The sequence below is a fragment of the Pseudomonas sp. HY7a-MNA-CIBAN-0227 genome, from assembly GCF_040310325.1.
In the GTDB taxonomy this organism is placed as follows: domain Bacteria; phylum Pseudomonadota; class Gammaproteobacteria; order Pseudomonadales; family Pseudomonadaceae; genus Aquipseudomonas.
On the sequence record NZ_JBEOPT010000243.1, the window covers coordinates 1 to 256 of the forward strand.

Here is a 256-nt window from a genome sequence, read left to right on the forward strand (position 1 = left end):
GGTACAAGCCGTGATAAAGCCACTAATGTCTTGCTCCAAACTATTGAAAGGCGACTTTGACTGAAACGGATTTATCAGATAATAGTCTTGTCCTCGCATGGCTTTATGACCAAACACGCTGTTGTCTAACCAGTATTCTATCAATGTATTGTTTTTATCATCATACTTGTAAGCCAAGCGTTGAAAGACATAACTTAGCGTCATGCCAACAAACATAATTGCCAATAGTGGTAGTGCTGGTAGCGCAGTTGGTGAT

Annotated in this window: 1 protein-coding gene; it reads right to left on the minus strand. The window is 40.2% G+C overall.

The window, feature by feature from the left end:
* Window positions 1–256: hypothetical protein (locus tag AAEZ06_RS27765; protein WP_350617369.1), on the minus strand; the 256-nt coding region annotated here is incomplete at both ends.